General features: G+C 57.7%; 14 protein-coding genes and 1 pseudogene. 6 read left to right on the top strand and 9 right to left on the bottom strand.

Going from position 1 to position 21,838, the window contains the following annotated elements; genetic code table 11:
- Positions 1 to 75: 75 nt before the first annotated feature.
- The 8 genes from QC821_RS19710 to mads1 all read right to left on the bottom strand — a co-directional run bounded on the left by QC821_RS19710 (position 76) and on the right by mads1 (position 14,065).
- Positions 76 to 1,104 carry an AlbA family DNA-binding domain-containing protein gene (locus QC821_RS19710; protein WP_309724924.1) on the bottom strand — a complete coding sequence of 343 codons (1,029 nt, stop codon included), beginning with the start codon at positions 1,102 to 1,104 and terminating at the stop codon, positions 76 to 78.
- Positions 1,105 to 1,113: 9 nt separating this feature from the next.
- Entirely contained in the window at positions 1,114 to 3,777 is a 2,664-nt protein-coding gene (locus QC821_RS19715; protein WP_309724926.1) for a TrlF family AAA-like ATPase, read from the bottom strand.
- On the bottom strand, positions 3,770 to 7,225 hold the full coding sequence (locus tag QC821_RS19720; RefSeq protein WP_309724928.1) for an Eco57I restriction-modification methylase domain-containing protein: 3,456 nt from the start codon (positions 7,223 to 7,225) through the stop codon (positions 3,770 to 3,772). Before QC821_RS19720 ends, QC821_RS19715 begins: the two co-directional genes overlap by 8 nt.
- 112 nt (positions 7,226 to 7,337) lie before the next feature.
- The gene (locus tag QC821_RS19725) at positions 7,338 to 9,014 is read right to left on the bottom strand and encodes an RNA-binding domain-containing protein (protein WP_309724930.1); all 1,677 of its coding nucleotides are present in this window, start codon (positions 9,012 to 9,014) and stop codon (positions 7,338 to 7,340) included.
- Positions 9,015 to 9,030: 16 nt separating this feature from the next.
- On the bottom strand, positions 9,031 to 12,465 hold the full coding sequence (brxC, locus tag QC821_RS19730; protein ID WP_309724932.1) for a BREX system P-loop protein BrxC: 3,435 nt from the start codon (positions 12,463 to 12,465) through the stop codon (positions 9,031 to 9,033).
- A gap of 50 nt (positions 12,466 to 12,515) precedes the next feature.
- Positions 12,516 to 13,067: a hypothetical protein gene (locus QC821_RS19735; RefSeq protein ID WP_309724934.1), complete on the bottom strand. Its 552-nt coding sequence runs from the start codon at positions 13,065 to 13,067 to the stop codon at positions 12,516 to 12,518.
- A complete protein-coding gene (locus QC821_RS19740; RefSeq protein ID WP_309724935.1) occupies positions 13,054 to 13,878 on the bottom strand; it encodes a hypothetical protein in 825 nt (274 codons plus the stop codon). The genes QC821_RS19735 and QC821_RS19740 overlap by 14 nt, the downstream gene beginning before the upstream one ends.
- Positions 13,871 to 14,065: a methylation-associated defense system helix-turn-helix domain-containing protein MAD1 gene (mads1, locus tag QC821_RS19745; RefSeq protein ID WP_309724937.1), complete on the bottom strand. Its 195-nt coding sequence runs from the start codon at positions 14,063 to 14,065 to the stop codon at positions 13,871 to 13,873. Before mads1 ends, QC821_RS19740 begins: the two co-directional genes overlap by 8 nt.
- 143 nt (positions 14,066 to 14,208) lie before the next feature.
- Here mads1 and QC821_RS19750 point away from each other — a divergent pair, with 143 nt between their 5' ends.
- Positions 14,209 to 14,487 (top strand): hypothetical protein, encoded by a 279-nt coding sequence (locus QC821_RS19750; protein WP_309724939.1) that lies wholly within the window; start codon positions 14,209 to 14,211, stop codon positions 14,485 to 14,487.
- Positions 14,488 to 14,710: 223 nt separating this feature from the next.
- On the opposite strand, the pseudogene istB reads toward QC821_RS19750, so the two are convergent.
- Positions 14,711 to 15,414: pseudogene (istB, locus tag QC821_RS19755) on the bottom strand (IS21-like element helper ATPase IstB).
- Positions 15,415 to 16,149: 735 nt separating this feature from the next.
- On the opposite strand from istB, the gene QC821_RS19760 reads away from it, so the two are divergent.
- From QC821_RS19760 to QC821_RS19780, 5 genes are all read left to right on the top strand, one after another.
- Positions 16,150 to 17,589: an aldehyde dehydrogenase family protein gene (locus tag QC821_RS19760; protein WP_309724940.1), complete on the top strand. Its 1,440-nt coding sequence runs from the start codon at positions 16,150 to 16,152 to the stop codon at positions 17,587 to 17,589.
- A 56-nt stretch (positions 17,590 to 17,645) separates the two neighbouring features.
- Entirely contained in the window at positions 17,646 to 18,665 is a 1,020-nt protein-coding gene (locus QC821_RS19765; protein WP_309724942.1) for a TRAP transporter substrate-binding protein, read from the top strand.
- Between the two features lie 194 nt (positions 18,666 to 18,859).
- Positions 18,860 to 19,426: a TRAP transporter small permease gene (locus QC821_RS19770; RefSeq protein ID WP_309724944.1), complete on the top strand. Its 567-nt coding sequence runs from the start codon at positions 18,860 to 18,862 to the stop codon at positions 19,424 to 19,426.
- Positions 19,423 to 20,706 carry a TRAP transporter large permease gene (locus QC821_RS19775; protein ID WP_309724946.1) on the top strand — a complete coding sequence of 428 codons (1,284 nt, stop codon included), beginning with the start codon at positions 19,423 to 19,425 and terminating at the stop codon, positions 20,704 to 20,706. The genes QC821_RS19770 and QC821_RS19775 overlap by 4 nt, the downstream gene beginning before the upstream one ends.
- A 16-nt stretch (positions 20,707 to 20,722) precedes the next feature.
- Positions 20,723 to 21,835, top strand: a complete 1,113-nt coding sequence (locus QC821_RS19780; RefSeq protein ID WP_309724948.1) for a zinc-binding dehydrogenase — start codon at positions 20,723 to 20,725, stop codon at positions 21,833 to 21,835.
- Positions 21,836 to 21,838 lie beyond the last annotated feature (3 nt).

The following is a 21,838-nucleotide window of genomic DNA, read 5'->3' on the forward strand; positions in this document are numbered from 1 at the left end:
TTGAATCGTGTTCTGGCAGGAACATCTTGATTCTACAAGAGGAAACCACTCGCCATCTTCTTTTTCAGGTCGGCCTCATGAATAAGCCGGGCTGATGACTTCCAGTCGATCCGAGTAACACGCGACTTCGATATCCACAGAGCGAGTCCAGTCACGGTGAGCAAGCGCATTGATAAGAAGTTCTCTGATGGCTTCGCGAGGATAATGCCATCGGCGTTCGCGCCTAAATCCCGAGTCAATATCTGTATCTTCTTCGGAAATAAACGGCTCGATAGTGTCAATAAAGCGTTCAATGAGCCCGTAGTCATTCTCTGCAAGGCGCCGGCTACCCTGCTCATCTCGCCGCCACAGACCTACCATGGGAGCTTCCAGAACACTATCAAGCTCGGCGCGGTAGGTTTTATCCTCACCATCAAAGGCCAGCACACGAAGGCCAGACTGACGAAGATAGCGACGCGGTGATACACCGAAAAGCACAAGTCCGGCAATGGTACAGACCACCTGATCGCCAATACCTTCCACCATAAAACCCAGCCCAAGAAGACGATCTACCCAATCGGCTTTATCCTCGGGTACGTCAGGGTCTTCGATGACATTTCGCAAATAATCATCCAGACGATCAAGGTCGAGCGACTGAAAGTTTGTGCCAGTCACCGGCAGCATTTCCGGGTGTAGAATGCCGCCACTGGCAAATAGGCGCGCCTGCTGTTCACGAGTGGCAAGGCGTGATGTCGAGCCTACTCGGATGTAGATCTCTTCACGGCCTTGGTGGCGAAGGACGTAAGGTTTGGTGATGCCTTGGGTAAATGAGACGATCGCGACACGGCGTTCATCGTCAATCTTCACTTCTTCGTAGAAAGGCAGGATGAGGGGGTGTATCTTGGCGCCAAAGACACTATCCATTACCCATTCTTCAAGATTTGGACGCTGTATGCCACTGATGGTGCCGTCATCTTCGACACCCAGTATTACCATGCCACCGTTAAGGTTGGCCATGGCCACGACCTCTTTGGCGAGCTGTTCAGGTCGAATATCGTCCCGTTTGAATTCGACACCTGAGTTTTCGCTATTGGCGATAATCTCCAGTAGTTCAGTTTTTAACATGTGAATACCCTACTCGAAGCCATATTTTTCACGCCGTTGGTTAAAGGCACTCTCGCCACCTTCGAGAATTTCTGCCGCCAAGCGCTTAACTTCAGGAAGGTCTATGGCGCCTTGCTGGTTGCTGGGTATCTCGCCCTTACCTTCAGACACATTGAGCACTCCAATCCATTCAGCGTCGCCAAATACGGGGATGTTAGCATTATGAGTTGCAAAGAGAAACTGGCGAGCAACTTTAGCTGATCGTAGCTCAGTGACAATGCGATCGGCTATAAAAGCATTGTCCAAGTTATCCTCGGGCTGATCGAGAATAAGTGGGTCTTGGTTTTCCAAAAGAAGCAAGTGGAGAATTGCGGTGCACTGCTGCCCTGTGGATAATCTTTCTAATGGGCGGTAGTTTTCCTCGTCCTCAGTGTGTCCAACATTTAACTCCAGCTGAATAGAGTCTGGAAGATCCAGTTCTTCAAGCTCTAACAGTTTACTTCGTGGCAGTTTGGTTAGTGCTTCGGCTACAGATGGTGTGACAATGCCACTTAGGCTGATTTTTAATTCACCAGAACCACTGCGAATTAATTCCGCCAAGCTCGCAGGAGACTCTGAACACTCGTCTCGAATACCGGCGAGGCGTTTGGGGCCGACACCTTCCAGGGCGCAACTGCTAAAAAATTGGAAAAGCGGATCTCGATCACCTTCTGTCACGATCGTTAGTTTTAGCTTACCCTTTAGTTTTTTGTTTAGTTTCTTCAAGGCTCGATGAAGTGTGGTGGAGCGATGGGTGCGCGCCTCTCCAAGGTCGGCTAATAGGGATTTTCTTTTATTTTCTAGTTCGGTAATCAAGGCTTGCCGCTGGGTAAGGGTCATTTTCATGGGCTTGATACGCTCAATCTCACGCAATAACGACTGGTACTGGGCCCCGATTTCTCGACCGCTCTTTCCCTGGCTAGCAGGTATTTCCTTAAAATCTTTTTCCAGGTCTTCTTCCGAAGAGGTAATGTGACCAGTGAGCTGGTGTTGGAGTGGCTGTAATGCCTGCTGGGTGGTTACTACCTTCTGGTTGGCTTGATTGAGCAGGTCTTTAACTTGGGCCCCAACTTCGTCTAACAACTTTCGCTGTTCTACGAGAAGGGCAGCATGAGGTAATTCTTTAAGCGCCTGATCACTTAAGAATATAGTATCTGGCAAAGTGTCATAAGTTGACTCAATGGCTTGTTGAAGCTGCGTCAATTCCTCGGCAATGCGGGCGGAAAGACGCTTTTCTGTTTCCAGTTTGGGTATGGCTTTTAACTTTTCATCAAGCCCAAGTGATTGAAACTGAGAAACCTGATCCTGCAACTTGGGTAGCTGAGATACCTCGGACTCAACGTCACCTAACTGCTGATAGGCACGGATGATCGCCTGTCGATTCTCTTTTAACTTTGTCAATATCTCCTGGCTTTGTGATTCGTAGGATGTTTGTCCTCCTTCTAAAAAACGACCTAGTAAAAGGTGGAGGCGACTGCTGTCTTGGGACAGTTCATATATTTCGTTTTGTCCGAATATTTCTAGCCTAGGTAACAAATCACAAGGGGTGTAAGGTGATAGCGCACCACTTTCATCCTTGACTATCGGTTGATCGCCAAAGCGCCGGGAAATCTGGAAAGTTCGCCCATGCATGGCAGAGGAACGAACCTTGAGTTTTATCTGGCCTTTTTCACGCCCCAAGTTTTCCTTGATGATTTGATCATGCTGCCGTTGGGCGGATTGTCCTAAGGGGCGGATGCTCAGAGCAAAGCGGATACACTCCAATAGCGTAGACTTCCCAGTTCCTCGTCCGCCAATTACGGCATTTAAGTGGTCAGAGAACTCGATTTTTACTCCGTCGAGATAGCCTCCAGTAAACTCTACAGCCTCAATAGCCGATGAGTGATTTTTTGGTACATCAGAGTTTAAGCGTACCCGGGATTCTGGATCAAGAAAAGCCAGCTTGAAAGATTCAAAGCAGGGGGTAGTCATCTTTATCAGGCAGGATGCACCGGGTTCTTTTAACGTTTCCGGTGCTTCTACATCCTTGGCATTTATCACGGCTATAGGCCGCTTTCGCTGGTATTGAGTATTCTTGTTCAGTAGTACCTTACGATAGAAATCATCCTCGATGCCCCTGAGGTCCTCAATGCCGTTTGAGATTTGAGCGGCTCGTAATTTGGTGTTTTTCCAGACATGATCCAATCGGCGTTTCAGTAGCCCATTGTCATTGGTGCAGTGTGCTGAATAGATGAATCCCCCAAGTTGATCAACTTCATCGATGAGTTGTTCTGCACTTAGGCGTGAGGGGCGAATGCCATCTTCTGTATTTAGAAGCTTGAGGTTACCAAGATACCGCTCAAGCTGTTGTGAGCTAGTACTTTCAGCGAATAGGCAAACGAAGTGCACCTTCTCGCTAGAGGCAATCTCGAATCCAGGGAAGACCACAATATCATGCTGAGCCATCAAGTCTCGAATGGCATCAACACCGGTCACGTCGCCGTGATCAGCGATACCCACGACCTTGATGTTTTCTTCTAGGCAGACTTTCAATAGTGTTTGGTTATAGTCTGCCTCTGTTGAGGACTGCTCCTGACCACGATACTTAATATAACCGGCCGGGTTAACCTGCAAGGCACATTTCCAAAACCGGGCTTTGGTGTATTGTTCAGCCATTCTTAGCTTCCTCGATTTCGCGGGCAGCTCTTTTCGCCATCAGTGTCAAATGGTAGTCATTGATCCGGTCGCCCTTGGCGCCGCCCAGCTGGGGGCCGAGGTGGTACCAGGGGGCGGTTTCCACGTCCTTGCCGCGGTCCTTCTTCCAGTGGATGTTGGGCTTGTGGACGAGCACGCCGGCGCCCTTCTTCTTGACGTCGGGGACGGATAGGAAGGGGCGGATATTGAGACGCACGCCGTCGTTGAGGTCGGGGTGCCAGCCGATGGGCTGCTCCTCCAGCGGCTTCCAGCGTACGAAGATGTCGTAGGGCTCCTCGCCTTCGAGGATCAGCTCCAGGCTCTTCTGCAGCGCCTCGGCGGCGGCGAGGCGGCCTTCGGCGCCGTCGACCCCTTCGCCAATCTGTCGCTTCTGCTGGGTGATCCAGTCGCCCAGGTAGGTGTAGGTGAGAGTTTCCAGGGCCTTGTAGTCGAGCTGGTGGTAGTTCACCAGCGCGGAGAAGCCGTCCTTGAGGCCGTCCCAGATGTGCCAGATGAAGGGGCGGTTCTGGAACAGCTTGCAGTGCTGGGCGAAGAACTTGTCGCGCAGCCAGCTCTCCAGGTCCTTGCCGGCGTGATCGACGCTCTCCAGCAGCTTGCCGCGGGTGGTGGCGGACCACTGGTCGCCGTAGGCGTCGGCCAGCAGGGCCTCCAGGCGATCCACGGCGCGGCGCTCGCCGCGTACGGCGGGCAGACAGACGATGCCGTCGCGGTCGGCATGGTCGAGCAGCGCCTCGCAGCGCTTGACCCACTCGCGCTGCTCCTCGGCCAGCTCCATCTCCGGATCTAGCTCCGCCGGCCAGCGGTAGCCCAGCAGCCGGGCAACGGCGACCTGCAGCACGGTATCGTCGGTGCGCCGCGGGCCATGGGCGGTCCATTTAGCCTCTTCATCCCAGATCACCGAGCCGCAGGGGTGGCCGTGGAAAATCCACTGGGTGGGGTCGTTGGTGTAGGGGGCCGGAAGGCCATTAGGGTATTGTTCTTTTGCAACCCCTGCCCAATACTCTGTGTCAAACGGAATCTTTCCAACATAACCATTATCGACACTAAGCTTTTGATTCACTTGCCGCAATGATTTAGAAAATTCCACTGATCCACAGAAGGACCAGATGCTTGGCAAATCCTCAGAATCTAACGGAATAATTACAGGGGTGGTATTGGGAAAGCGGCGACCAAAGTATATCGTTGCTGGCAGGCTGTTCATTTGCCCAATGGCAATACCTTTTTTTTCGAAGGCTTCCCAGCCTCTGACTGCTGAGCTCTCGAAACCTACTACATCCTTCCACTTAATAGCAGAATCCTTCCCTCCGGCATGCTTGGTATGTTCAGGCACCCCCTCCAGAAACTCCCAATCAGAGTTTTCTACTTCACATTCCCAAAAAGACCTGACCAGTCTCTGGTTGTCGCCTGTTGATGTGCCCTGAAAGCAGGTCGCCACTTTGTAAAAAAGCTCATGCTCTGATGAGTTTTCAATCTGAATAATTGCATCTGGATTCTCCAACTGCTTAGCCTGCTCAACACTCTTCACTTCATCAGTTAGCAATCCAGAAGCTTTCTCTACTTCTGTACGTGGCTCGGAAACATCAACTCCCCGAATCCAAGTAGCCTGACTATTTGGATGCAGCAGATCCGCTACCTGTCCATCTGCGCTGCCCCGACTAAGGTTGATGAGAATCGCCTTCACCACTTCACCACTAATGGTCTCGAAGGCACCTGGCCCCAACCGCGCAATCAGGTGCCAGATATCGTTTTGCAACAACTTTTCCCGAAACTTTTTATAGCTGGTCAGGAACAGCCAGTTCTGTGGCAGCACATTGCTGGTGGTACCGCCCTCCACGCAGAGCTCCAGGCAGCGGTCGAGAAAGACCGTGGCCAGATCATTCTTGGCCGCCGGGTAGTAGTCGGCGCAGAATGACTGCAGCTTGGGATGCTGCTTTCCACGCGCCAGGTAGGGCACATTGGTAATTACCCAGTGGTACCGATCTCCCAGCAGGGTGGCGGCCTTGGCCAGTCCCTGGGCGGTGACGGCCGTTTCATGCTGCTCGTCGCTGCTTTCCTGGGTTGCTTCTTGGGAAAGGGCCTGATTCAGCGCTTCGGAGAGCTCCTCCCACTGGGCGATCTTGGCGGCACTGGTGCGGGTGGGGTCGAGCAGGCTGCCGAGGATGGGGGCGTCCTTGAAGCTGTCGTAGAGCCAGTCCAGGGCGATGGTGAGATTTTTCTTGCCGAGCCCCAGGGCCTTCCACTCCTCCTTGGCCACGCTGATGGGCAGCCCGGAGCAGGCCAGGTGCAGCACGGGCAGCTTGCGATAGCCGCCGGTGCCGGGGTAGCGCCAGGCGGTGAGGGCCAGGGCAAAGGCGGCAAGCTCCACACAGCGCTGGTCGATCTCCAGGCCGTGCAGGTTGTCGCGCAGTACCGCATCCACAGCGTCGCGGGCACTAAGGCCCTCCAGCTCCATGCGCATGGGGACCAGCATCAGCAGGGCGGCGACCAGGAAGTGGCCGCTGCCGCAGCAGGGGTCCAGGGTCTTGAGCTCGGCGAGGCTCTGCGGCCAGGCGTCGAAGGTGCCGGCGGCGGGCGTCCAGTTCCCGGTTTCCTCGTCCTTGACGAAGCGCAGGTACTCCAGCGGCACGCCGGGCAGGCTGGCCTTGTCGCGCAGTTCCTGCTCGCTCTCGGCGCTGGCCAGGTCGGTTTCCGACAGGCGGCGGGCGGCCCACCAGGCGCCCAGGCTGTTATCCAGCAGGAAGCTGACCATATAGGGCTCGGTGAAGAGCTGGGTGACGGCGGGCAGCTCGTCGGCGCCGATCTTCACCTCGGAGCGGTTGATGCGCTCCTTGTTGTCGGTCTGCCAGAACTGGTAGACCCAGCCCAGGCTGTCGCTGGCGTGGAAGACCTCCAGCGGCAGGCCGGCCAGTAGCTCCTCCAGCTCGCGCTGGTGCTCGGCGGCCAGGGTAAGCTCGAACACTGGGCTGTCGACGCGGAACACCTGGGGCAGCATGGTGCTGGCCAGCCGGGCGGCCAGGGCCCAGCCGCTGGTGCGCTCGCCCTGTTCAGCTTCCTCTTCGGCCAGCTCTTCGCACTCCTCCAGGGTGACGGCCACGCCGTCGTACATCAGCAGCTCGTTCTCGGCCAGGAAGCGGGCGAACAGCATGCGATGCCAGTGCTCGTAGGCGATCTCGCTGATCAGCCGGGTGACCGCCTGGGCACCCTCCTTGAGCGGGTCACCGAGGCTGCGGGCGTGGGCGCGTAGCCGCTGACGCAACTTGCGCTGGCTTTCACCGAGATATTCAGGGACTTTCGGTTCCCCAACGCCGAGCTGCTCCAGGGCGGCCTCGGCGGCCTGTTCGGCCACCGGGCGGGCCTTGCGCACGGTGCGGTCGAGCTGGTTGCGGAGTGTCTTGTCGAGTGGCTGCATGTGTCTGCGTTCCTTTCCTCGCCCGAAATGGGTCCGTGTATCGGGGTGCTTTTGGTTTTGAACCAATTCTTGAGCCAATTTTAGAAAGAATTGGCTCGCTATCTGGTTCGAATCAATCCCTGGCCAATTCGGGTTCGCTAGCGTGCCAGCGTGCCGCTGGGCCTTTTCCTTCCAGGCGTGCCAGCCCCTGCTGGCGGAGCTCATTGAGCTGTCGCTTGGTGGCACTGCGGTTGAGGCCGGTCAGCTCCATCAGCTGGCTGATGGAGCAGGGGCCTTGCTGCAGCAGCTCAAGGAGTGTTTCGCGCTGAGTTTCCGGGTCCTGCGCCGTGAGCGGGGCTGACTGGAACGCCCCTGCCAGCCGCCAGAGCTGCCCCTCACCTTCGCCGGTGGCGCTGGCCAGGTGCCGCTTGGCGAGAGCCTTCAGCACCTCTTCGACTCGCCGCTTACTCAACTGGGACTCCCAGGCGATGGTGTCTCGGTCGGCGAGCGGGTGCCGGCGAAGCGCATGGACCACCAGAAGCTGGTCGGTGGTCAGCGGGGGATCGTCCAGTTGGGCGATGCGGTGGCGGAACTCAGCATCCAGCGAGGAGCGCAGGAAGGTGACGGTGATCGATTCACCGAACTCACGAATCAGGGGTGGGTGCTTGCCTTCGACGAGAAACGCATCGAACATCCGCGCGACCCCGAGGTTGCTGCGATTGACCAGCCTGAGGCGGGTCAGCGCCTCGACCAAGCATGGATTGCGCGCCGCCGGTGGATGATGAAGGATGTTGTCGGGGCGGATGCCGGCGATGAACCCACCACCGTTGCTGATCTCTACCTTGTCGGCGTACCACTTCACCATGACGGGGCCGTGCAGACGGTAATCGGTGTGGCAGAAGGCGTTCATCAACGCCTCGCGCAGCGCTATCTCGGGATAGTCGCGGTACTCGAAGTGGTACATGCCGCGCTCGACGGTACTGATGGGGTTATAGGCCCGCGAGAGCTCTTCTAGCCGGGCGATGGCGGACGGGATGGCACTGACCCGATCTTCCCGATTGTCGTAGTGGGTATCTGAGCGCATGGCGAGAAACAGCCAGTAGAATCCCGGAAACACTTCGCGAAGGGTGGCTTCGTTGCCACACAGCAGGATCGCGGCGCGCGTCAGCTTGCCCTTCCTGAGTACACCCAGCGCCTCCAGCAGCTTGCGGTCATCCCTGCGCAGCAGGTCACCGGGAGCGTCCTGCTCCTTGGCCATCTGGCGCAGAGATTCCAGCGCCACGTTGGAGATGGCGTCCTGGAACGTGACCGAAACGCTCTCGGCGGTGTAGTCGGTCTCTCCGGTTTCCACGCCGATCTTGCGGCGCAGCGTGCCTGTCAGTGGCTGGCAATCCTTGCCGATGCGCACGGTGCCACCGCCTTTGGTGTCGGTATGGGGCGGCATGCCCGGATGCACCTGCATGATCAGCACCCGGCCGGTGCCCTCCGGCACGTGGAGCTCCTCGAACACCGGGGTGATGTGCGGGTCGGTCTGGTCGTAGACTGCCCGCTTCAGCACATTGACGTCGACTTCCGGCGGAACGCCCAGCACGGCCTGTTCGCGGCCCGAGATGCGGTCGGCCACGCCGAACACCACGGTGCCGCCACCGCCGTTGGCCATGCAGATGGCCATCTCGACCACCTTCTTCACGGCCTTGTCGCGGCTCTTGGTGTCCCACTGCTTGAAGTCCAGGTCCTGGTCTTCCAGGTCATCGGCGATGCCGTGTTCCAGCTCCTCCAGCAACGCTTCGATATCACGGCGTGATCTCATGGTCCGTTTGCCGCTCCTACTGGGTGATTACCGGCCCGTCCTGCAGGGCCTCGCGCAGCTCACGACGAACGTCCTCCAGCCAGGCGTCGATGTCGGCCTCGCTCTTGAGGGTGCGGCGCGGCAGGTTGACGAACTGTACCTCGGGCTCCATCTCCTCGGCGGCCTTGACCAGCACTTCATCGAAGCGGCTGGGTAGCGCGGCGATGCGATCGGCCAGGGCGTCGGGGCGCACGTGGCTGAGGGTCTCCAGCACCTGGTCGGTGGCGCCGAGGGTGATCTCAGGGGCATCGTGGGCCGTCAGGCGCTTGGCGGCCAGCAGGTCGTGGCGCTGGTCCGGCGAGAGCTGCTGCCAGTTATCGTCCGCCGCCAGGCGCTGCATGCCGGCGGCATGCTCTGCTTCATAGCGCTGCTGCAGGTCGTTGAAGGCGTCGCGGAACTGCTGGGTGAGGTTGGCCAGCAGAGGCTGGACGGGGTCCGGGTCGTCCAGCAGCGAGCGGTGCTCGCGGATCTGGCTGACCTGGGCCAGCAGCGGCTCGGCGTCGGGCAGGCTCTTGGCGTGGTCGGCCAGGCGCTTGAGCGTAGCCCAGGCGGGGCGGCGCTGCTTTATCTTCTCGGCGGTGGCCTGCCACTCGTCGATGGCAGCCAGCAGCTCGGCCTGGTTGCTGACGATGGCCTTGAGCTGGTCGTTGCCGCCGCTGGTACGCACGGCCTCCAGGGCATCCAGGCGCGGGGCCTCCGGAGCCGGCGGTTCGCCTCCCGCCTGCTCCGCCAGGGTTCGGAGCCTGTCGGCGAACTCCGGCGCCTTGGCCGACTCTTCACCAGACTTGGCCTGCACGCCGAGCTTCTGCATCACCTTGCGAATCTTGATACGTTCCGCTGCGGAGATGGTAGTGGCCTCTACGCGGAACTCCGTCTTGCCGATGGCGCGACGGTCGAGCTCCTGGGGGGCGGTGCCATCGGCGGTACGGATCTGGCCGGCGACCAGCAGTACCTGCAGGGCACCATCGATGGCGTCCTGGGGCCAGCCGTAGTCGCCGTGCTCGAAGTGGTCGCGGATCTCGCTGCCCTTCTTGCCGTTTCCGAGGTAGCTCTGGATGGCCTTGCAGACCGGATGGCTCTGGGGCTCGCCGTCGTAGCCCACGGCCTTGAGGGCATCGGGAGCCCCCTGCTTGGCCTTGGCGTAGACCTTGTCCCAGCCGGCGTGGTCGGCCAGGTGGAACTTGGGGTGGAGGCGAGCGAGGGCGTTCTCGGCGCCTTCCTGAATGGCCTCGCGCAGGGTGGCGCCGACGATCTCGTTGCCGCCGCCCTGGAACACCTGAGCGCCGTTGAAGGCTTCGTCGAGGAGCTCGCGGATGCGCCGCTGGGCGGCATCGCGGGTGGTCTGCATGGCGGCCCGTGCCTCTTCCCCTTCGGGGGTGCCGGGGGTGCCGCGGGTCTCCAGGGTAGCGCTGGCGGCCTTGAACTCGATCAGCTGGTTGCGTAGCTCGTCGGCGGAGCGCTTGGGAATGAACACGAACAGGGTGGGGGACTCCGACCCTGCCTGGCGGGCATCGGCGCGCACCTGGCTGATGTCGTCCGACCAGCCGTTGCGCACCCAGACGTAGAGCCGCTCGGCGGCATCCTTGGGCAGCGTCATGTCGAAGACCGGCGAGAGCGGACGCGGCACCCTGGACTCGCCGTGGTTCACCGTGAGGTTGCCAACCTGCTTGCCAAAGTGCTGACGAATCAGATCATCGCGCTCGGTCTCGATCTGATGCGTGGCGTTGCCCAGGGTGCTCTTGTGGGAAAGGAAGGCGTCGTTCCAGGCGGCGCTCTCCTCGGTCTGGATGCGGTACTCCTCGCCCACCTTGATGATGAACTCGCAGGCGTCGAGAAGTCCTGGCAGGCGGCTTCTCAGCGAGCTGCTGCCGGCCTTGAGGTCATCGACCAGCAGGTCGGCGATATTGGCCAGGGTGGGCTGCAGGCCAAGCTCGGTGTTGGTGCTGGCGACCTTGTTGATCAGGAAGACCACGGCGCAGGCCCGCGCCATCAGCTGCTCGTCTTCGCTACCGTTACGCCACTGCTGGGTGGCGTCATGGAGCTTGCGCGGCAGCATGCGGAACTGCAGCAGCTTGTCGGTGGCGTCGAAGTAGAGGTAGTCGCCGGGGATGATGTTGCCCAGCGGTGCGTCCAGGTTGGTCTGGATCGCCTTGTGGATCATGCTGAGCTGGTTGCGCAGCTGGCTGTCGGTGCCGGTCTGGTCGAGCACGCGCAGGGCGGCGTCCCAGAAGCGGCGACGCACCGGCAGGATGGGGTAGTCCTGGGCGAAGTGGCGGGTGTCTTCCTGGCGGTGGGCGATAGAGGTCTCGGCCAGGTGGCGGGATATCTCGCCGAGGTTGCTCTCCATCACCTCGGTGACGGGCGCCTTGGCCTCGGGCTTCTTGGCCAGCACCACCTGGCGGATCACGGCGTCGACGTCGGCATCGGAGAGCTCGATGCGGGTGGTGAAGCGGCCCTGCAGGCGCGCCAGGTTGCTGGTACCGGTGATGGCGGTCTGGCCGGTGCCGATGAACATCAGCCGGCTGCCGATCTCCTTGCAACAGGCTTCCACCGCTTCCTGTACGTCGATGGAGCGCTGGCCGTCGGTGCCGATGTACTGCTGCACTTCGTCCAGCACCACCAGTGTGAGCGGCATCTTGCCGTCGCGGCTCAGCGCCTGGCGAATGGCCTTGAGCATCTCGTCGCTGCTGATGTCGTTGACGTGGGGGTAGAGGTGGCTGAGGGTCTCGGCACAGGACTCCACGCTGCTGAATATCCTCGGCTTGGCCTGGACCAGGGCCTCATGCAGCGACTCGGCGACGTAGAAGTTGTCGAGCTCTTCCTGCCAGTCGTCGCCGCGGCTGACAACGTCTTCTCGTACCTGCTCGAGGATGCCCTCGTCGCGCAGCCACATCACGAAGCGGGCTACTGGATAGTGCTGGGGCAGGCCTGCAGCGCGGAAGATCACCGAGAGCAGCGCGAGGCGTACGCTCTTGTCGCGGGAGCTCGCCCCCAAGGTACCGGAGGCGGCGAACAGGCCGCCGTGGCGCTTGCCCTGGGTGGAGAGCTCCTTGAACAGGTCCTGGATCTCCTGGGGCAGATGGACAAGGCCACGGGCGGAGGCACCGTCGTCGAGGGTGACGTCTTCCCACAGGTTGCGCAGCATCTTGGCCATATGCGACTTGCCCGAACCGAAGAAGCCGCTGATCCATACCCCTGGCTGCTGGGAAGCGCCGCCGCTCAGGTTGCGCAGGTAGGTGTCGAGAATATCGTGCATGCCCTTGGCGTACTGGCCATCGCAGACGAAGGTCTCCAGCTCGTAGCGCAGCACTTTCTGGGCGCGGGTGCTCCTGTCGTCGTTGACGTAGGCGACGCCCTCGTTGACCAGGCGTTGCTGGGATGGGTCCTTGGCGTAGATATCGCGGTTGAGCATGCGTCCTTTCCCCTGCGGTAGCGAATTTCGAATTGGTGCGTGACGGCGGCTCAACGGGCGCCATCGGCGGTGATGGGCGTGGCCAGATAGTTCCAGCCATCGTAACCGTCCAGCAGCCGGTAGTTGTTGTTCTCGAAGCTGCCCGGGAACAATACGGCCAGGCGCCCACTGACGTGAGGAGCCAGGCGATCCACTACCTCCTTGACCTTCTGCAGGCCAAACAGGCTGCCCACGCCATAGAGCGTGACGACGTGGTTGTCGCCGGCCCCCTGGGCGGAAAGCTCGGCGGTGAAACGTGCCTCCAACCAATCCAGGTAGCGATGGATCACCGTAGCCAGCTTGGCCGGCGACCTGAAGTACCCTTTGGCATATTTCTGCTCTGCCATCCATAGGGCGAAGGTGTCGGTGAGGTCGAAGGCCATCCACTCATGGCCATTCTGGCGGGTCACCAGCTCGAGCTCGCCGAGGTTGGCGCGCAGGCGAAGCTCCTCGGTTTCCGGATAGACGCAGAAGACGACACGCTGGGCCGCTGCGGCGTCGTCGCGCCAGGGGAGGGCGATGAAGCGGCCGTAGGAGTCGATCAGGCGCTTAACCTTGCTCATGGAAGATCTCCTGCTGGGTGGCAGTAGCAAGTTCATTGCTCTTCAGTGCCTGGCTGACCACCTGGGTGAGGGCCGGGAAGTCGATATCGATCACGTTGTCGACCCGGCGCATGACCATCCAGCCCTTGGCCGAGGCTTGGGCTGCCCGTTCCAGCAGGCGGTCATGGCTGGCGTCCAGCAGCTTGCACCAGGGGCTCTGCAGCAGCAGCTCGCCCCGGCCGCCTTGGAGCCAGGCAAGATAGAGGGCATAGGCGACAGCGCCTGTCGCAGGTTCGAGATGCACGCGCAGCCTCTTGATGGGGCCAAGTAAGTAACCGACCTGCACCAGGCTGCTGTTGACCCGCTGGGCGATGGATTCGCGGGTGACAGTACTGAAGCGCCCCGGCCATCGCTGTTCGATGGCTTCCTCGACCGATTCGCGGGTGATCGAGGTGCCGAGCGGCTTGGCGAGAATGGCGGGGGCGAGATCCCTGAGCAGGGAATCGCGGGCGGCAGCCGCCAGCAGGGCGAGCTGGGGGCGTGCGGCTTCATCCCGCGACCAGAAGTAGCGCAGGCCGGCGTGGATGGGGTTGGCAGGATCAAGTCCATAGAGATCGGACAGGTGGCGGGCCGTCAGATGACGGGTACGGCCGGAGCGCTTGGCAAGACAGTTGGCATCGCGAATGGCGGCCTGGTATGCATCCTTGTCCGCTTCAGTTGGGACATGGTCGAACAGGGTGCTCAACTCGCTGAGCATCAGGGTGCGGGCCATGTGGGTGCTGCCCTGCTGGGTCATGAAGCCCAGCCGCTTGAGGGTGGCTTGATCACGCATCGGTCTTGCTGCCCTCGCTGGCACCGCCGTTGCGGACCCAGTTGTCCACCTCGTCGCGCTTGAACTTCCACAGCCGCCCGATGCGGTGGGCGGGCATGGCCCGCTCGGAGATCCAGCGATAGACAGTGTCGCGTTTCACGCCAAGATACTCGCCGATCTCATCGACGGAAAGCCAACGGTCTTCCATGTTTCCACCACTACAGCGGGTTTTGACTGACTTTAGCAGAGTTTGAGCTGGGTTTGTGCTTGCCGCTGCCCTGAATGGCTTTCCTCAAGCAGAGGCTCAGTGATGTACCCTGACGCCATCGCTCCTGCCTCGACGAGACGCCAATGCGCCCGATCACCTACCGCCACTACCCCAGCTTCACCCGCCGCTACGTCCGCTCGGTGATGAAGATGATGGGCCTGCCCAAGAAGCCCAGCATCGAGGCGGAGATCTTCGGCCAGATGGTGCTCGGTGAGCAGGTGGTGCACTCCATCAACGGTGAGATGCTGATGCTTGAGTGGCACCATTCCCGCGAGGGCAGGTTGGTGGTGCCGGAGCCGTCATTGTCGGGCTGGCTGCAGACGGTGCAGCTGAGCAAGGTGCAGGGCGATGCTTGGTCGTGACCCTGGGAGTTCAGCACGCTATCGTTCCCGACCAGCCAGACCTTCCATGGCCACCCTGTGGAAGGTGCCCTGGTTGCCTGGGTGGACTCCACCACGCTGCCGGGCCGCTACGAGGCCTTCCTGCGCGCTCTGCGTATTCCGGCGAACGTGACCGGTCATTCCGGCGATCGTGACCGATTTGCTCACCGCTCTCTCGCTGGCTCTGGTTTTGTAAGCTGACCGGTCACGATAGGTCAACTGCTGCCGCTTGCGGGGCGGCGTTCTTGCGCATCGATACTCCTCTGAGTGTCAGGCGGTGGGCGCTGTGCAGCAGCCGGTCCAGAATGGCGTCGGCCACCGTCGCCGCGCCGATATAGTCGTGCCAGTGCTCGATGGGCAGTTGGCTGGCGATCAGCGTCGAGCCCCGGCCGTGCCGGTCCTCGATCACTTCCATTAGGTCCTGGCGCTGCGGGGCGGTCATCTTCTGCATCCCCCAGCCATCGAGGATCAGCAGGTCGGTCTTCTGCAGCTGGCCCATCAGTCGGGCGTAGGAGCCGTCGCCCTGGGCAATGCACAGCTGCTCGAACAGCCTCGGCACCCGCAGGTAGCGCACCGAGTACCCTTGCCGGCAGGCCTGGTTGCCCAGCGCGCAGGCCAGCCAGGTCTTGCCGCACCCGGTGGGGCCGGTAATGCACAGATTGAGCGCCTGGCCGATCCACTCGCCGCTCGTCAGCGGCGCCATACGACCCCGCTCCAGGCCGCGGGGATGGCGGTAGTCGATGTGTCCTCGCAGGTCGTGATGCGCAGCTTGGCGGCCTTCAGCAGCCGGTCCAGGCGGCGGTTATCGCGATGCAGGACCTCGCGGTCCAGCAGCATGCCCAGGCGATCCTCGAACGGCAGGTCGTAGGTATCCGGCTGGGTGAGCTGGTGGGCCAGGGCATCATGCATGCAGGTCACCTGGGTGCGGCGCTGGCGGTCACGCCAGGTGCGATAGTGTTGGCAGAACTGGCTGTAGCGGTACGCCTTGTCACCGTGGGCCTCGACGTACTCCGCCCACAGCAGCTGCAGGGTCACGCCCTTGTGCTTGAGCGCCTGGTGGACCTGGAAGTAGTCCGGTGCCGAGAAGCGCACCGGCGGCGTCTTGGCCGGGAACAGTCGCGCCTCCAGCGCAGTCTCGTCGGTGCCGTCCGGCAGCAGCCAGCTGATGCCGGCGACCTGCGCCAGGCTGACGTACTTGCTGACCGCGCCCTAGGAGAGGCCGCAGGCCCGAGCAATCTTCTCGTGGCTGAGGCCGGCGTCGTACTTGAGGCGCAACACTGCGGTGATGGCTCGCATGGGAATCCTCGGTGCTGGCATGTCCCCTCCAGGGGTGAAGGGCAAAAGGAGGGGTGTGCCGTAAAAGTCAGAATCATTCCAGTGAGTTAGGTTAGATTCCGGCATCGTGACCGGCCATTCCGGGGAAGAGGCCGAACTCGGTCAAGATGAAAAGGAACGGACGGTCACGATGGCGCGGAATACGCCTCCGCCTGTTGAATGACCCGGGGTCAATACAGGACATAGGTATTCTTCAGCACCTCTTGGTATAGACATTATCTATAGCGAAGGAGAAAAAATGTAGTTTGCTCTATGGCGCTCTCCCTGCCAGCTTTATCTAAGCAGTCTCAACAGTCTCGGAGGATAATTATGAATGGTGATTCAGTTTACGTAGGCGGTCACTGGATGAAACCAGAAAGTGGCCAGACGCTAGAAATGATCGCACCATCTACGGGGAAGCAAATTGGAACCATCGCTCGCGGCGGTGCTCCTGAAATTGATGCTGCTGTCAAAGCTGCCCGCTGCGCTTTCGAGGGCGTTTGGGGACAGATGCCCGCCGTTGACCGGGGTCGACTGTTGACGAAGCTCAGCGAGAAAATTCTCGAACACGAGGATGAGCTTACTGAAATCGAGGCCAACGACACCGGTAAGACATTAAAGCGAGCTCGCGATGATGTAAAGGCTGCAGCCCGCTACTTCGAGTTCTATGCTGGAGCTGCCGACAAGATTCATGGGGACACCATTCCGTTCATGCCCGGCCACCAAGTGATGATCTTGCGCGAGGCACGGGGTGTGACAGGTCATATCATCCCTTGGAATTATCCGGCTCAGATGTTCGGCCGTGCGTTGGGCCCAGCTTTGGCCGCAGGGAATGCTGCAATACTGAAACCGGCCGAAGAGGCCTGCCTGTCTTGCATACGCCTCACCGAACTTGCGGCCGAGGTAGGCTTTCCCGATGGCGCCATCAACGTGGTGCCCGGACTCGGCGAAGAAGCCGGGGCTGCCCTGAGCGCTCATCCGGACATTGATCTAATTTCTTTCACCGGATCGCCCGAAGTGGGCACTCTGATCCAAAATGCGGCCGCTGTGAATCATGTGCCCTGCATTCTTGAGTTGGGCGGGAAATCTCCGCAGATCGTATTTTCTGACGCCGACCAAGCTAAAGCCATCGAGTCCATTGTGGGAGCCATTGTTCAGAATACTGGTCAGACCTGCTCCGCAGGTAGCCGAGTGCTGATCGAGCGTTCGATTTATGATGAGTTTATGGGGGCGTTGACCAAGCGCTTTAAGCAACTAAGAGCCGGTTCACACGAGCTTGATCTCGATTGCGGTCCGGTGATTTCGAAGGTGCAGCTGGAGCGGGTTCTGGGATTCCTAGAACGAGCGAAGAAGGATGGCATTGAGATCGGGGCTGAAGGTGAGCTTGATGTATCAGCCTCAAAGGAGGGGTTCTTTGTGACGCCAACGCTCTTCCGCCTTGTGCCTCGCGAACACGAGCTGGCAAAGGAAGAGGTGTTCGGCCCTGTACTATCCGCAATCCCATTCGATGACGAAACCGATGCCATCCGACTGGCTAACGGAACAGATTACGGGTTGATTGCGGGTATCTGGACCGATTCCGGAGCCCGTCAGATGCGCCTCGCAAAGGCCGTGCGGGCAGGGCAGGTCTATATCAACGGTTATGGCGCCGGGGGAGGGATCGAACTACCGTTTGGCGGCTTCAAGAAAAGTGGACACGGTCGAGAAAAAGGACTCGAGGCTCTCAAGGAATTCACCGTTTCAAAGACAGTTGTCTTTAATCACGGATGACTCAAGTAAATATAAGAATAAATCCAATCACACAAATTAAACAGGTAATAATGACCATGAAGATAACAAAATATACTGTGCCGGCTGCAACAATTATCACATCACTAATCATCCACCCAGTCGCAGCGCAAGAAGTAAAGCAGGTACGCTTGGGCCACGTGTTCGCAAGCGGGAGCCCAGTGGACGTGGCCAGCCAAGAATTCGCCCAATGCGTTACCGAAGACAGTAAGGGGCAGGTGTCAGTCACAGTTTTTCCAGACAGTCAACTCGGCGGGGATGAATCTCTCGGCCGGAGCCTCTCTCGCGGCAGTCTTGAATTCGCATTCCTGAATCCAGGGTCTCTGACAGGTCTCGACCCTCTGCTGGATATCCATTATCTACCTTATATAGCAAGCAGTTTTGAGGAAGTTGACGAAATCTTTTACAACCCTGATGGTATCTTACAGACCACGCTACGGGAAACTCTGGAAGATCGCGGCATGGAGACACTTAGCTTTTTCGAGCTTGAGTTTCGTGCCCTTACTAATTCCAGACATGCAGTGGAGTCTATCGATGACCTTGATGGACTACAGCTCCGTGTGCCGGGTTCTGAATCAATCAGAAGTTTGTTCGATGCCGCAGGAGCACAGGCCGTAACCCTACCGTTTCCGGAGCTCTTCGTCGCTCTCCAGCAGGGCACAGTTGATGGCCAGGATAATGGTGCAAGTATCACCTACAATTCAAGACTATTCGAAGCACAGAATTACATGACATTGACTAACCATGTCTATGCCATGGGTACGATAACTGCTAGTCAGCGATTCTGGGATGAACTGTCGGAAGAAAATAAAAAAATCATAAACGTCTGTGCTGAGGATGCCGCTGCGGAGCAGATCGAGAACAACCGAGAGAAAAATTCGGAATACCTTCAGGGAATTGCAGATGGTGGCATCGAGATTCACAGACTTTCCGATGTCGAAATGGAGCGATTTGTTGAGCTAGGCCGGTCTCTCTGGACCGAACTAGAAGATACTTATGGCACCGAACGTATCCAGGCCTTGAGAAAAGAAGCTGGTGTTACTGATGCCGATAAATAAACCCAACGAATATCGGGGAAAAAGGGCCCGCGCTATCGGCGCGGAGCCTCCCTTAGGGTGGCATCGAGATTCACAGACTTTCCGATGTGAAATGGAGCGATTTGTTGAGCTAGGCCGGTCTCTCTGGGCCGATCTAGAAGATACTTATGGCACCGAACGTACTCAGGCCTTGAGAAAAGAAGCTGGTGTTACTGATGCCGATAAATAAATACAACGAGTATCGAAGAAAAAGGGCCCGCGCGATCGGCGCGGAGCCTCCCTTAGGTAAGCTACTAGATAATATTGAATATCTGCTGGGAGGGTTTGAGAAACGAGTTGCAGCACTTTCGCTTGTGGTAATTATGATAGCTATAATTGCGGGGGTTGCAGTAAGATTTTTCGGCTTGCCCCTGCCGAGTTATGGGGAGATTGCGATCGTCGCTATGTCACCTTTGACATTCATTGGCGCAGCACTGTGCAGTTATCTACATCAGCATATCACAATCGATGTTGTCGATCTGATTAAAAGTAAAATACTTGTCAAATTCGTAAGAATTTCAGCTTCGCTGGCGATGGCGAGCTTTGCAGGCTATTTTACTTGGCTATCTTGGGGCCTTTTTTCTTACGCAAGAATGTCAGGTGAGCGACTGATCGACATGGGTACACCGCTATGGATTCCAATGATATGCATCGTCATTGGATCTGGTCTAATGCTCATCCATGCCGTGATTGACATCGTCCGACTCAGCTTTGGTATCAAGCGCACGGGAGGTGCTCAATGAGTATCGTTATCTTCGGATTGTTGGGCATGCTGATCATCGGAACGCCCATCGCAGCGGCTTTCGCGCTTACCGTATTTATTAATGCCGACCGCTTGAATATCTGGATTGATGGTCTGAGCACTATTCCGTACGATAACATCTCAAGCTTTGCACTTGTTGCCATCCCGTTATTCATTTTGGTCGGTGAACTAATGAATAGAGGTGGACTTGCACAATCCCTTGCCGCAACTGCTGATCAGATTATCGGGCGCATCCGTGCTTCCTTTGGTTATGTTATGATTCTCGCTAGTGCGTTCTTTGGGGCAATTACAGGGTCATCTGTCGCGACAGTGGCAGCTATCGGCTCTACCATCGGTCCCGAAATGCGTCAACGAGGTTATCCAAGAAGCTACATTGCCTCCCTAAACGCAGCATCCGGTCTTCTGGGTGTGCTCATACCGCCTTCGATACCTCTTATTATATACGGATCCACCGTTGGTGTTTCAATTACTGAGCTCTTTATTGCCACCATCGTACCCGGCATCTTGCTTACACTATGCTTCGCAATTGTTCACTGGTTCCGATCAAAACGTGTTCTTGAAGGAGGTGGTGAAAGCCCTATCTCCACAGTTTTATCAAATGGCGTAAGGGAGCGCACAAAGAATACCCTATTACGCTCCAGCGCAGCACTAATCATGCCCATCATAGTTCTCGGGGGGATCTATGGCGGAATATTCACACCCACGGAAGCAGCTGCCGTCGCTTGCCTCTATGCTATATGCGTCTTATTTATCCAGCGCAGCCTTAACTTCGATGGCTTGGTAAAGACATTTTATGCAGCAGCGGTGCCTGCAGCCGCAATCCTTTTCATTATTGCCATGACAGGAATCCTTAATAGGGCATTGATTCTTAACCAGATTCCCCAAGATCTTGCTGCCTTGATGACAGGGTTGTTTGAAAATCCGATTCTTTTTCTTCTAGCTATTAATTTGCTACTGCTTCTTGTCGGCATGTTCATGGAGACCAACGCAGCTGTGATTCTTATGGGGCCTTTGCTTGCTCCTTCTGCCGCTGCTTTTGGCATTGACCCTGTGCACTTTGCAATTGTGGTAGTGACGAATATTGAAATTGGACTGCTTACACCGCCACTGGCTGCCAATCTGTATGTCGCTGCGCGAACGAATAATGTTCACCTCGTAGAGATGCTACGACATTTCGGATGGTTCCTCCTGGCTGCAGTAGTTGCACTTCTTCTCCTGACCTTCATCCCGAGCCTCTCGCTCTGGTATCGCTTCTTTTAGAAAACGGAAAGGCACTATGACAAAACTACCCCAAACCTCTAAAGCTGCTGTGTTGCGTAAGTTCGGTGAGCCGCTTCAGATTGAAGACGTTCCAATCCCCGAAAAGCTGGAGCCTGGTTCCCTCTTGGTCAAGACTTCGGCCTGTTCAATCTGTGGTACTGATGTCCATCTTTCGCAGGGGTCCCTAGCACTTAACGTGGACCTGCCTGTGATCATTGGTCACGAGATGACAGGTCGAATCGTTGCAATGGGGGAGAACGCCTCACGTGATAGTGTCGGTCACGATCTCAAGATAGGCGACAGGATTCTTTGGACTCATACGTCCTGTGGTTCTTGCTACTACTGCACGGTCGCTCGCCAGCCTACGCTCTGCGATAACCGCCGCGCCTACATGTTTGAAACCATGGCGAAATATCCTTATCTACTTGGCGGGTTTTCTGAGTTTGGATACGTGCTGCCGCAATCCGGACGAATCAAGGTGCCGGATGCCGTGAGTGACGATGTCGCTAGCCTTTGCTCCTGCGCATTCCGGTCAGTCATGAATGCAATGAATAATCTTGGAAAGATCGAAGCCCATGAACATGTGGTAATTCAAGGTGTCGGACCACTTGGGCTTCTTGCAACCGCTGTTGCCCGTGCAAGAGGGGCCCGCAGTGTAATCGCTATCGGCTCTCCGAACACGAGGCTTGATCTAGCTGGTGAGATGGGGGCCAACCATGTCATTTCCATTGAACAAACAACTTATGATGAACGGTTGGAAGATATTCGCAGCCTCACCGGGGGCAGAGGAGCAGACATCGTGATGGAATTCACAGGCCACCCTCCCGCCTTCAGTGAAGGCCTTGATATCGTGAGGAAGGGGGGAAGGTATTGCACCGTGGGCCAGCTTGGTGATCATGAGACAAGCATAAAACCGTCAACTATCGTAAAAAAGAACATCAATGTAATCGGTGCGTTTTCCGGTGACGCTAGAAGCTACTGGCAGGCTCTTGATTTTACAGCCAAGCACCAAGATCAGATTCCGATGTCAAAAATTTTATCCGGCAGGTTTTCGTTGAATGATGTCAATACCGCACTTGAGCGAATGAGAACATATCAAGAAATCAAACCCGTGATCGAATTCTCTTAAGGA

The sequence above is a fragment of the Franzmannia qiaohouensis genome, from assembly GCF_031451695.1.
Lineage (GTDB): Bacteria > Pseudomonadota > Gammaproteobacteria > Pseudomonadales > Halomonadaceae > Franzmannia > Franzmannia qiaohouensis.